Below are 12595 nucleotides of genomic sequence, written 5' to 3' on the forward strand. Positions count from 1 at the left end.
TGACGAGTAGGATAGTTTGGAACCTATTGAGATATACTAATGCGTATGCCAAGACAATGTCTTTGGCGATCCATTCATTTAACATAAGAGGTGATTGTATGAGCGGAAGAAACAACAAGCCAGACAATGATGGACCAGCTGGAAATCCAGGACGGCTAGACCAGTATGGTGACAAACTGAGTGCGAGCAATGAAGCAGAGTTTGAAGCCGCAGCCAATCAAGCTTGTGAAATTTCATCGTCCCTAGATGAAAACGAACAGAATCAGACGCACGAATAATCAGTTATCCATACTAACTACGAGGAAATGGAGTTGAACATATATGCCCAAAAATGACGCAGATCCTAAACATGACCGTGAGGATAACCGAGCAGACAGTAAAAATAATCAACAAAATCATGCCAATTTTCTGGAAGAAGCACAGACCTTAACAAGCGAGAAGGCGGCTGATTATGTCCCTAGTTTAAATGGGATACCTAAAGATCAAGTGTGAGAAATAGTAAAACGACCCCGAAATTGGGGTCGTTTTACTTTACATATCCGTCTAAGCTAGTGCAGGTATACTCACACTAAATTTCCCTACTTCATCATTAACAGATCCTTCAAACTGATAAACTGGCTGATAATAGCCTTTACTGTCATACAAGTAAATGATATTCATTTCGGTGATTTTAATCTGAGTCCCCGGAGTGAAAGGGGTTCTCGTATTATAACTATCAAATTCACCTTTTTTGATTTTCTCTAAAGCAGCTGCTGGAGCTATGACCTGTACTTGGCGAATATATTTATTTTTGAAAACACCATACATTAAACTAGAAATTTGACCAGAGCTCTCTACATCCACCATAACCACGCCGTGTGAGAAATCTTTCGATAATGTGCTAGGTTCAACAGAAGGGGCATCCCAACGGAATGTACCGTTGGGATCAAGTTTCAAGTCAGCATCTGAGGGTATAAACGCATTGTCTTTCAAGATTTGTTCCACGTTATGACCTGTCGTTTCATCTGTACGCTTTTGGTTGTGATCAGCTATGTCATCGTACATTGTCCATGTTCCTGTACGCAAAAAGTAGTTTAAGTAGTAAGCTGAATCCTTGGTTTTGCCAAAACTATATTGCAGATTGTCACCGTCTCTTCCGCTGCTTTGAACGAGTGGCAACGGAATGCTATGTTGTAATTTGGAAATAATTTTCAGCGCCAATTCAGGTTGGTTCGCATTTTCATCGTAATAAATAGGAAGCATGCTGCTGTTTGGCGATAATGTAATCTGGCTAGACACAGTGACATTCGACATGTTCGTGCCTATTGCTGGACGTATGCCCATATTCCCAAATTCCTGTGCATGGTAAACAACTCGTGCACCACCAAAAAGGCATACAAAAAATAAAGGAATAATGGCTGCCGAGAGTAGGGAGCGTTTATTGATTTGTTTTGCATACGTAATATCCAGAATTGCATTCATAATTAAATATCCAGCCAATGCACCTAACGTATTGTGGACAAGATCATCAAGCTCAAAAATTCCCCTGTGAGTTATCCATTGAAACGTCTCAATGCCTAGTGTAAAACTCAAAGATATACATAAAATGGCTTTCAAAGATTGAAATTTTGGGCTAACAAGTGGCAATAGGATTCCGAGTGGGAAAAGCATAGCAATATTATAAACAAGGAGTAGAAATGACGTATTTGACCATGTGTTCCATACATCTAGATAACTACTGGTTAGATTTAAATTGATTTCCTTGTCAGCACTTGTGCCTCTATTTAGTATGGTCAATGAAAAGACCATAAAAAGATAACCTAGTAGAAGGACTGCTAGTGAGAATTTAATCCATGAAATTTTCTTCACTCCATGTAGGAGCTTTTGATAAATCAACGTATAGCTTACTAGAAAAACGACGATGCATGCTGCAACGAACCATAAAGCGGGCACTGCCCAACGCATAAGCATGTAGGGAATATCTGTTACACCCATAACAAATTTCGATCCTTTCATTTCAAACTGTTTCATTTAGTATAAATCAAGGGTATGGATTCCTTCTAAATGGTTTATTAACAATCTATAAACTTGATCACTCAGGCAAATACGTATTTTACATAAAATCCCTTCAGTTGGGCATAATTCAAAAATTACGTCCAAAGAGGGTTGGTCATGGGAAAGCTATTTGAGCAAATAAAAAAGGAATTATTTCATACGGATGATTTAAAGATAAGGGTGTTTGAAATTGAAGGAAAAGAAGCTAAATTGATGTATCTTGAAACACTTTGCGATGTCAAAAAAATGGAAAAAAATGTATTTAAGCAATGGTTTCAGACCAACTCGAGCGCTTATGAGAACATGAACATTGCTCAACTGCTAACGACAACAAATGTTGAGTCCATTTACGAGATTCATGATGCGATTAAAGTGCTTATGAACGGTAACGGACTTATCGGAATTGCCGATTCAGATGTACTCTACGCGTTTAACGGATTCCGAATATCATTTGTGATTATCTTGTGTTTGTGCTTGTGCGGTTGTTGGGATCAAAGAGAATTGAAAAATATTCGCATGGTTCACACAGCAGGTATCGATTTGCTAGAAAATGATTTTATTCGTTTAACGGTCTCCATACCTACTGTCAAAAGTTCAGTTGAATCACAAGGGAAGGTCGTTACTCCGAAAGTCAGTGGCGAAGGCCATAGCGTTCAAGAAGCTAGCATGAATTTACAGCGGATCGTGTCACAACATATGGATCTTCGTGAAACACGTATTCTCCTAGTCAATAGTCAATTGGCTGAGAAAAATTTGTATGAGGGTTTGGACTTTTTCTATCGAGAGGCGCATTTTCCTATCAATGTATATATTGCCGTTACAGATCCCTCAGCTCAAAAGATTGTACAACTCGATATCGAGGACCGCTCTCTGATAAGTGAATACTTATATGACTTGCTTATTAGCGGAGAGGAGGAGGGGTTAATTCCGAAAGAATCTCCTTATTTAATTACGCAGATCATGTTTGCTGAAGGAATTGACAATGTACTTCCTTATCTGTCCCAATCCACAATGAGAAATCGCGCAAAAATTGATGGTGTAGCCCTGTTTCATAATAGCTCCATGACGGGGAGATTGGACGAAACACACGCCAGAGCTTATGTTCTCTTAACGAATAAGAGAGTCTATGGGGCAGTTACCGAACAAGTTGGACCTAATCAATCCTTTACTACATTTACCTATGGCACTAAGAATCATTCCATTCAACTGAACACAAACGGGCCAATACAAGCCGATGTTTATGTCAAAATGAACTGCGAATTGATCGACAACCCATCAGGTGTCCGATTAAAGAAAGCGGATCTAGTGCTAATGGAACGAGAACTTGAGGAGATCTTAACAAAACGCGCAGATGAATCGCTTCGTAAACTACAGGAGGCAAATTGCGATGGGCTTGGTATAGGTCTTCGGTCAAAAGGACTACATCCAAAGCTATGGAAGACGCTTGATTGGAACAAAGAATTTGCCAAAATTGATCTACATGCACATGTGAAAGTGCGAATTGAGAATCATGGATTATTGAATTGACAGTTACATGACCTTATCAATCATCCAGCCAATTATTTTATTTGTATCGATAGGGTGATCGATGAGGATACTTGCAAACAACAAATAGCCAATTGTGGTTATAACCACATTGATTATTTTCTCACGCGTTGATGTATGTACTCGCATCATGGACCAAAAGGATAGAATCAAGTAAATAAGGTAGATCAGTGTGATTAGAATCATACCGTGTGCAACCGTTTGAATTGATCTTTTCTGATCCAAGAAACCACGATGAGAAGTACCGGGATTACGACAGCAAATATAGAATCAAAAGCAAAGGAATAGTGGTGATCCCAATTCATATTCTCTATAACATTATCAAATAACAATGAAACAGGGAGTATGATCCCAATTAGTGATAGGGAAGTGAAGGTTCTGTTTTTTAGTCCAAATAGCTGACTTATGCCTAGAACTGAACAATACATCGCTATGGAAAGTTTTATCGAAATGGCCAAGAACCAAATAAATACAATCACGACCTCCATATGATCCAAAAAAAAGGAGAATGGCAGTTCTTGCGCTAACGTGAACAACGGATACATTAAATGAGATGAACGATAGCTGCCAACAATACCTAATACGCAAAAGACAATTAAACTGAGAATAATCGCCGCTGCTCCAATTCCCAGAAGAAAGGAACTTACCAATTTCTTCTTTACAAATGGAAAGAACATGACGAGACACACCGCTTCACTAAAAGGAAAACCAAGCATCTCCTTCGTGTTGCGTATGAGTGTGATAGGTTGGAAAACTTGTGCGGGTCCAAAATTTGCCCAATCCCACCCTTTTAACATAAGAAAGAATACAATCCAAAAAGCAATAATTAATATCGGCGTTAAAAATTCGTTTTGCATGGCTATCGATTCAGCGCCTTTTATGACCACATAAGCAGAAACGAGTAAAAACATGAGATGAACGATTTCTATTGGTGTCCTCATAAGTAGATTCATCTTGATAAAATCACCTAAATTACGAACGACCCAGGCAGCGAGTTGTATAAACAGAAGGATATATAAACTTGCGAAGAACAATCCTACTTTGCGGCCGAGCACTTCAATACAAATCTGGACAATGCTTAATCCGGGGTGTCTTTTGGACAAATAAAGCCAAAGTGTGGCTATTAGGACACCATAAATTCCACCCGCAATGGGTATGATCCAGGCATATTCCTTAGCGGCTGAGATCAGTCCACCTGGACGGATAAAGAAAGATGTTCCGAGTACAAAGGAAATTGTAAGAAGAAACATCTGCCAAGCTGTAAATTGGGCATTTTCCATATTTTAAAGGCTACCCCTCTCTGCGGTAGGAAGACTTGATACGTCCAAACCACTTTACTCTGAGATCCACTGTTAGGCTGATATCCGTCTCTTTCCATGTCGATGTGTCAGCTTTATAGATGGACCATTTCTTACTGTGCATGCGATCAATTTGATCTTGAATGCCAAGCAAATCCCAGTTCTTTTCCTTAGCAAATTGTACAAATTCTCTACATTTTTTTTCGAATTCTTTATTCGCCAATTGTTCAATCTCTTCGTAGTCGAAAGAATCACCAGGGTCCATTGGCCTATTGTCCAACATCAAACGCAGTGAGGATTTGATTTCTAATTGAAGCTTCGTTTTATTTCCCTCAATCTTTAAACTTCGAACTACTTTCGTATCCCCAAGGAAGACCTCGATGTTACCTTGTGAGTGTGGGATCTTAAGTAAAAAATGATCAACTTTATTATTTAATACATTGTTTAAATTGTTCGTTTGATCATCAATTTTGCCAATATTGTGGTCCTGAAGAAAGACTGTTCCTCCACTTATCAGAACACTGCTAGCCGGAGCATTGATTTCTTCTAGCTTGGAGAAATGCGTGCTCGGTTTGGTGTTCATTAGCTTAACGTTAGGTATGATGAAGGGTTGTTTTCGAGACAGAAAATTAATGGCATCACGTGCGCGTACAGGAACAAAACTTCCATTTACTTTGTTTTGGAGATCCACCATAGCCTGCATCGCTTCTCCTGGGATACGATCCAACGGGACTACGGTATTCATTATTTTATCTAAAGGATCGTCCGTAATTAGACAAAAACCGGTGGATCGCCTAGTTGGGTTACTTTCCGTCCAGTCTAGAATTTCGCGGTAATATTTCAACGCATACCGATGTGTCATAATATAGACTTGAACCTGATTCGTGAAAACGATGCGAGGGACTTGATTGTTAGCAAATATACTAAATCCTGAAACCGCTTCAATTTCTTGTGTTGCTTTGTAGGTGTAGACAGATGCTTTAGCAGCTTCACCAGATTTACCGCCAGCCCCAGTTGGATTCACAACTTGAAAGTAAACAATTCTTTTGCTAGTGTCAGGATCGTAATCAATCCCAATAGCATCTACGATTGCCAAATTATTAATTTCTTTCTTGTCCCAGCATCCTGTCGTGAGTACGATTAGTATCAAGAGTATTACGGCTAATTTCTGGGGTTTCATGACAGGTTCTCCTTGTCTCGAATCGAGGTTAAGGTTGACGTTTTGAAACAGAACGGTGATTACGTTTCATTTTGGGTCTGGGTACGCGTATCAACGTGTCTTTAAAGGCTGCTAGATGCATTGGAGCGAGTGGTGTAAAGTATTTGACACCGAATGAACGAATAGACACCAGATGTGTAAGTAACACTAACACGCCACATGTGACGCCGAACATCCCAACAATACCTGCTAAGATAATAAAACTAAACTGAATGATGCGCTGTGCGATTCCAAAGCTGTAAGAGGGAGTCACAAAATTAGCAATTGCCGTGATGGAAACCACGATGACCATAGAGGCAGATACAAGGCCTGCCTCAACGGCCGATTGTCCTAGGACTAGCGCACCAACGATGGAAATGGCTTGTCCAGTGATTCGAGGCATCCGAAGGCCAGCTTCTCGCAGTATTTCAAAGGTGCAAAGCATAATCATGGCTTCTAGAAATGCAGGAAAAGGAATGCCTTCTCGCTGCGAGGACAAACTGATCAAGAGAGAAGAAGGAAGCACTTCTTGATGGAATGTCACCAGTGCGATGTAGACGGAAGGGACGAAAATGGCAAGTAAGAAAGAAAACATCCGCAGCCACCGAATCAAAGTTGCGATATCCGCTCGCTCATAATAATCCTCAGGCGAATTAAATAATTGAAAAAATGTAATGGGACCGATTAATACGCACGGTGTTCCCGCGGTAATAATACAAAAAGAACCTTCTAATAAATGTGCCGTCACTACATCTGGTCTTTCCGTTGCATACACTTGCTGGAAAGGCGTCCATGCCGTGTCTTGTATGCACTCCTCGATATAGGAACTTTCAAGTATACTATCCGTTTGAATGGTTTCCAGTCTACGTTTGGCCTCGGCAATAATGGTTGGGGAGGCTAAATTTTGCAAATAAACAATGTATACGTCGGTATGGGTCTCCTGACCAATCGTTAGTTTGCTGTACGTTAAATGACTCGACTTCAATCGCTTACGTACCAAAGCTAAGTTCACGTTCATATCTTCCGTAAAGCCTTCCTTAGGTCCACGTATAGTAACTTCATTTACAGGCTCAGTTACACTTCGAGCTGGGATTCTTGAGAAATCCAAAGCAAACGGTTTACCCTCATCTAAGGGGACGAATAGGATAAAACCATCAAGTACATATTTGAGTCCTGTTTCCTGGTTACCCACCGACTGCAAGAAAGAACTAGGCATTTTGTTCGTGAGAACGCTTGTCAGTTGTTCCAGATTGGAGCCATATTCAAGCTTAATAATCGGTTGTAAGATGAACTCTTCAAACCGTGTTTTATCCACCAACGATTCAAGATAGAAGCATTTAACACCTTCGTTCCCGATAACAGGCAACAAATGCTGCTTAAAGTCAGGTGAATGACCAAGTGCATTTATCATATGAGTGATAATGGCATTCGTCGAAATCGAGGGGGGACTCATTTGCAAACCTCCTCATGATATAGAACCCAACATGATTGTTAATATTGGTAAACCCAATGTTATTTATACGCCTGAGATATGAATGTAGGGGTTGCTAACACTAACAAACGTCGGGCAAAATGCCGACGTTTGTTTTTATGTGACAAAGTTACGGTTCGATAAGACTAACCCTGATATGATCGTAACTGTGAGACGCACAAAGAAAAGCAGAGACATAAATCATCCAACATCAGGGGGGATTTGACTATGACGATCAATACAACTTCTACTAAAAAACCGGTTATACTTTTCATACATGGTGCCTTTATGACACCGGATAGTTGGTCTCCAATGAGAGACTATTTCATCAAACAAGGATTTGAAACGATGGCTCCCGCATGGCCATACCATGCCCGCAGTATCGAAGAGCTTAAAAATAACCCTGCAGACAGTCTTGGTAAACTTGGATTGGCAGAGGTCGTTGATCATTATGTCCGAATTATTCGGGCATTGCCAGTAAAACCGATTATCATTGGTCACTCCTTTGGCGGTTTGATTACTCAAATTCTCATGGATCGCAACTTAGGAGCCGCGGGTATCGCGATTGACCCAGCTGCTTCGAAGGGGATCAACGCAGGGGCTTTCAAGACGGCTAAGAAGTCGGTAGCTTCCATCTTATTGAAGCCTTGGAGAAAGACCGTTAGCCTAACGTTTGAGCAATTCCAATATGCTTTTGTCAATACCATGCCATTGAACGAACAAAAAGAAGCATTCAGATATGCTGTACCCGAAACGACCAGAATATTTTTTCAAAGCGCATTTGCTTCCTTCAATTCGAAGAGCCCTCTAACGGTTAACTTTGATAACGGCAAACGAGGACCACTTCTTATCATTGCTGGTGAGAAGGATCATATTGTTCCTGCCGCGATGGTTAAGAAAAATTTTGAACTCTATAATCAAAACTCCGGAGCTGCAACTCAGTTCGTTGAATTTCCCAAACGGTCGCATTGGATCATAGCGGAAAAGGGATACGAAGAAGTTGCCGATCACATAATAAACTGGATTGAGCGAAACAGAACCGATGCTTAAATTGCTATCCAATGATGAGACAAATCAAAGAGAATTAACCATATACTAATTTGAATATAAGGAGATGTAAGAAATGAAACATTTATTCACACCATTTCAAATTAAAGGACTAGAATTGAAAAACCGCGTGGTGATGCCACCGATGTGTCAGTATGCCGTAACGAATAATGATGGAATCGTCAACGATTGGCATTATAACCACTATCTCAGCCGCGCAATCGGTGGGACTAGCTTAATCATCATTGAGATGACAGATATTGAGCCGGATGGACGAATTACGGATCATGATCTTGGACTATGGTCGGACGAGCAGATTGCTCCTTTAAAACGAATCGTCGATGCCTTACACCAATACGGTGCTAAAGTTGGTATTCAGATTGCCCATGCGGGTCGTAAGGCTGAAGATGCGGAAGTGCCAGTTGCACCTTCTGCCATTCCATTCGATGATACCGCTAAGACGCCGCGCGCATTAACAACAGAAGAAACGAAGCAAATGGTTGAAAAGTTTCGCTTAGCTGCTGAGCGCGCGATCAAAGCTGGCGTTGATACCATTGAAATTCACGGAGCTCATGGCTACTTAATCCATCAGTTCCAATCTGCTTTTACGAATAAACGTACAGATGAATATGGACAAGATTTGACGTTGTTTGGTCGGGAAGTCATTCAAGCTGTTAAGAGCGTAATGCCAGCTGATATGCCGCTTCTCATGCGTATTTCAGCAAGAGAGTATGTCGATGGCGGTTATGGTTTGGAGCAGAGCCTTGCATTTTCTAAAGTGTACAAAGATGCTGGTGTGGACCTATTCCATGTCAGTTCCGGTGGAGAAGGGCCAATACTTGCCCATGGAAGACCTGGTACCCATGTCGCGTATCAAGTCCCAATGGCAAGAGAAATTAAGAATGCCCTAAATGTTCCGGTCATAGCGGTAGGCCGATTGGATGATTTCGCATTAGCTAATGCTGTTATCGGCAACGAAGAAGCGGATCTTGTGGCCGTAGGTCGTGGTATGTTAAGAAATCCATATTGGACGCTTGAAGCAGCAACCAAGCTCGGTAAAGAAATCGCAATGCCTGGCGTCTATGGCATGGGATTTGGCGTGAGGTGATTGAGAAGACAACGCAATGACTCAAGGAGTTGAAGCGGTTGAGTTCAAATCTGTCTGAATATTTACCATTAATCAATTCAAAATTCCCCAGTCTGGCTGACATATCAGATCAGGATTGGGATCAAGTCGGCATTAGAGTCGTAGAAATGGAACCCAACTATACAATTAAAGAAGGTCAATTGTTAGAGTATGCCTTCTTGCTATTGGATGGGACAGTCCGAATGTACAAATTAAGTGCCAGCGGCCGAGAATACACATTATATAGAATACACAGTGGGGAATGTTGTCCATTGATGTCTTCAAGTATATTATGTGAAGGGGAATACGAAGCTTCCGCTTGCGTAGAGACAAATGGCTTAGTGCTGTTGATTCCAGTGGATATGTTCCGCCATTGGACGGATCACTACCAGATGTTTCGCCAGTTCATTTTTAAATCTTTCGCTAATCGAATTCTGATAATGTCCAATCTGCTAGACAGCCTCAACTTTAAATCCATTCGTGGACGTGTTTCGGAATTTCTTGTTCAATTGGCGCAACAAGGCGATGAATCCGAACCGCTGCACATCACCCACGATAGTATGTCCGTTGAGTTGGGGACCGCGCGCGAGGTAATTAGTAGAACATTAAAGGCTCTAGAGAAGGAAGGGATTATTCAACTTTCTAGAGGGAAGATTACGATTAGAGATCTAAACGCCCTAGAACAATATGTGGAATCATAAAAAAGGAAATAGATCCAGTTAGACAATCCGTCATGAAACACACCACCAATTGTTAGGGAGTTACTAACAGTTGCTGGTGTATTTCTCATGCTCAGATACTTTATGAGTTAGTTTTTGGTAAACGTTCCGGCTTGACATGTGAATAAGAAAATCGTATTGTTAATAGGTAAACAGTTAATTGATTAACTATTAGGGATGGAGGTTTTATCTTATAGACCCTTGGAACCCATTTGAGCAATCTCCGCTCCAGGTCCATCTTTTTCTTACACTCTACAAAACGAATCATCATTTGGTTCAGCATTTAGAGGAGCAACTCGCTAAGTTCGATCTAACCTTGGGACGGTGGTGTGTGTTAGTTGCCCTTAAGTCTAGTGGGAGAGCAATGGTCCCATCCGAAATAAGTGATGATCTTGCTGTCACTAGGGCGAATATTAGCAATTTATTGAATTCATTGGAGAAGGCAGGGAGCATCCAAAGAAATTTAGACCCGAGCAATCGAAGAAGAGTTCTTGTTAGTTTAACACCAGAGGGTCATGACATGATCCAGCAAGTTTGGCCTGTCTACGAACTAACAATTACAGAGAAAATGGGTAATAAGCTTACCTATGAAGAACAGAAACAGTTGGAAACGTTGTTGAAAAAAATGGTCTAGTCCTTACATTCTGTCCTGAACGGACAGGTTTCCCAAATAGTTAATCAATTAATTATTAGTTAATTAATTTAAAATAAAGGAGTTTTGAATATGTTACAAGATAAAGTTGTCATTATCACAGGTGGCGGTGGTGGTATAGGGCTAGCGGCGGCTCGCTTATTTGCTGCGAAAGGAGCAAAAGTGCTTATCACCGGGCGCCAAATCGCACCTTTGGAAGAGATAGCTGCCAGCGAGCCGAACATGAAAGCATTTGTCGCCGACGTTAGCGATCCGGAGTCAGCAAGCAAGACGGTTGCTGCTGCTATTGAACATTGGGGACGCCTAGATATCGTCGTGAATAATGCAGGGGGTGGTGTTATCCAGCCTCTCGCGGATGTAAGTGCGAAATCGATCAATGATATTTTCGCTGTAAATGTTATGGGGCCGACTTTGTTAGCTGCTGCTGCCATTCCACATCTCGAAAAAACAAAGGGCACCATTGTTAACATGTCGAGTACGTACGGAAGTAAAGCGGCGGCAAACTTATCCCTATATGCTTCAAGTAAAGCAGCTGTGGAACATCTGACGCGTTGTTGGGCTCTCGAACTTGCTCCGAAGGGCATTCGTGTGAATGCGATCGCGAGTGGCCCCGTTGAAACTGATTTCCTTCGAGATCGAATGGGACTTGGTGAAGAGCAGATTAATGAAGTTAAGGAACATGAACGCAAGATGATTCCATTGGGGCGTCGCGGCGTGCCAGATGATGTAGCAAGTTGGGTTGTTCATTTGGCTGATCGAGATGCAAGCTGGATCACTGGGCAGATTATTGGGGTTGATGGCGGACTCGTTATTTCATAACGGTTTGACATAGAAGTCGGAAAAAGCCGCGTACATCGCGGCTTTTTTCATTACCACGAATTGGATCCCAGATCGGATTGACTCCACAACCATCCTAATGCTAGGATGAGTAATATCCTAATTGTAGAATTTATCATATTGAGATATTTAATAATAGGATATAGGACATTATATTTATTTTAGGAGGCCATTTGTTATGTCAAATGTATTGGATATTATGGGTCCGCAGATTCAATTAGTAACGGATTCATCAGTAAATAAAGATTATTCTCTTATGAAAGCTGTGGTTCCACCAGGTGTTGTCGTTCCTGTTCACAGTCATGCAGATCCAGAAACATTTGTTATTCTACAGGGGGAACTTGAATGTTTCACAGAAGATAAGTGGGTAACAGTTAAGGCTGGCGATAGTGTTGATATTCCGGGCAATGTGAAGCACGCCTGGAGAAATTCCTCAAATGAAACGGTCTCCTTGTTAGTCGCTTCGACAGTGAAAATGGGGAAGTTTTTCAATGAAATTGGACGCCCAGTGGAAACTGTGCCACCAGGACCTCCTGCCCCAGAAGTGGTAGGCAATTTTGTTCAAGTAGCAATTGCTTATGGATACTGGCTCGGAACGCCTGCCGATAATGCTGCCATCGGCATTACGTTAGGCTAGGCGAGAAGGAAATCTGCTCTTGAGGCAGGTT

General features: G+C 41.4%; 13 protein-coding genes and 1 pseudogene. 9 read left to right on the forward strand and 5 right to left on the reverse strand.

Annotation, left to right across the window (positions count from 1 at the left end):
• The first annotated feature begins 98 nt into the window (after positions 1-98).
• Positions 99-278, forward strand: a complete 180-nt coding sequence (locus J2736_RS06875; protein ID WP_310224684.1) for a hypothetical protein — start codon at positions 99-101, stop codon at positions 276-278.
• A gap of 43 nt (positions 279-321) precedes the next feature.
• On the forward strand, positions 322-492 hold the full coding sequence (locus J2736_RS06880; protein WP_310224686.1) for a hypothetical protein: 171 nt from the start codon (positions 322-324) through the stop codon (positions 490-492).
• Positions 493-543: 51 nt separating this feature from the next.
• Here the strand turns inward: J2736_RS06880 and J2736_RS06885 are convergent, their stop codons facing one another.
• On the reverse strand, positions 544-2010 hold the full coding sequence (locus J2736_RS06885) for a VanZ family protein (RefSeq protein ID WP_310224688.1): 1467 nt from the start codon (positions 2008-2010) through the stop codon (positions 544-546).
• A 141-nt stretch (positions 2011-2151) separates the two neighbouring features.
• Between J2736_RS06885 and J2736_RS06890 the strand changes: the two genes are divergently transcribed.
• Complete coding sequence (locus J2736_RS06890; protein ID WP_310224691.1) at positions 2152-3561, forward strand: Ger(x)C family spore germination protein; 1410 nt, start codon at positions 2152-2154, stop codon at positions 3559-3561.
• A 3-nt stretch (positions 3562-3564) separates the two neighbouring features.
• Here the strand turns inward: J2736_RS06890 and J2736_RS06895 are convergent, their stop codons facing one another.
• The 4 genes from J2736_RS06895 to J2736_RS06910 are packed head-to-tail and all read right to left on the reverse strand — an operon-like array spanning position 3565 to position 7528.
• Entirely contained in the window at positions 3565-3765 is a 201-nt protein-coding gene (locus tag J2736_RS06895; protein ID WP_310224693.1) for a hypothetical protein, read from the reverse strand.
• Positions 3762-4859, reverse strand: a complete 1098-nt coding sequence (locus J2736_RS06900) for a GerAB/ArcD/ProY family transporter (protein WP_310224695.1) — start codon at positions 4857-4859, stop codon at positions 3762-3764. Before J2736_RS06900 ends, J2736_RS06895 begins: the two co-directional genes overlap by 4 nt.
• 10 nt (positions 4860-4869) lie before the next feature.
• On the reverse strand, positions 4870-6057 hold the full coding sequence (locus J2736_RS06905; RefSeq protein WP_310224697.1) for a Ger(x)C family spore germination protein: 1188 nt from the start codon (positions 6055-6057) through the stop codon (positions 4870-4872).
• A 28-nt stretch (positions 6058-6085) separates the two neighbouring features.
• The gene (locus J2736_RS06910) at positions 6086-7528 is read right to left on the reverse strand and encodes a spore germination protein (protein WP_310224699.1); all 1443 of its coding nucleotides are present in this window, start codon (positions 7526-7528) and stop codon (positions 6086-6088) included.
• A 246-nt stretch (positions 7529-7774) separates the two neighbouring features.
• On the opposite strand from J2736_RS06910, the gene J2736_RS06915 reads away from it, so the two are divergent.
• From J2736_RS06915 to J2736_RS06935, 6 genes and pseudogenes are all read left to right on the forward strand, one after another.
• Complete coding sequence (locus J2736_RS06915) at positions 7775-8596, forward strand: alpha/beta hydrolase (protein WP_310224701.1); 822 nt, start codon at positions 7775-7777, stop codon at positions 8594-8596.
• 73 nt (positions 8597-8669) lie between these two features.
• Positions 8670-9701: an NADH:flavin oxidoreductase/NADH oxidase gene (locus tag J2736_RS06920; RefSeq protein WP_310224703.1), complete on the forward strand. Its 1032-nt coding sequence runs from the start codon at positions 8670-8672 to the stop codon at positions 9699-9701.
• A 38-nt stretch (positions 9702-9739) separates the two neighbouring features.
• Positions 9740-10420 (forward strand): Crp/Fnr family transcriptional regulator, encoded by a 681-nt coding sequence (locus J2736_RS06925; RefSeq protein ID WP_310224705.1) that lies wholly within the window; start codon positions 9740-9742, stop codon positions 10418-10420.
• A gap of 334 nt (positions 10421-10754) precedes the next feature.
• A pseudogene (locus tag J2736_RS34270) lies at positions 10755-10958 on the forward strand (winged helix DNA-binding protein); the annotation flags it as partial.
• A 204-nt stretch (positions 10959-11162) separates the two neighbouring features.
• Positions 11163-11909 (forward strand): SDR family NAD(P)-dependent oxidoreductase, encoded by a 747-nt coding sequence (locus J2736_RS06930; protein ID WP_310224706.1) that lies wholly within the window; start codon positions 11163-11165, stop codon positions 11907-11909.
• A 196-nt stretch (positions 11910-12105) separates the two neighbouring features.
• Positions 12106-12564: a cupin domain-containing protein gene (locus J2736_RS06935; RefSeq protein ID WP_310224708.1), complete on the forward strand. Its 459-nt coding sequence runs from the start codon at positions 12106-12108 to the stop codon at positions 12562-12564.
• The last annotated feature ends 31 nt before the right edge of the window (positions 12565-12595 follow it).

It is taken from the genome of Paenibacillus qinlingensis, assembly GCF_031455095.1.
GTDB lineage: Bacteria > Bacillota > Bacilli > Paenibacillales > NBRC-103111 > Paenibacillus_E > Paenibacillus_E qinlingensis_A.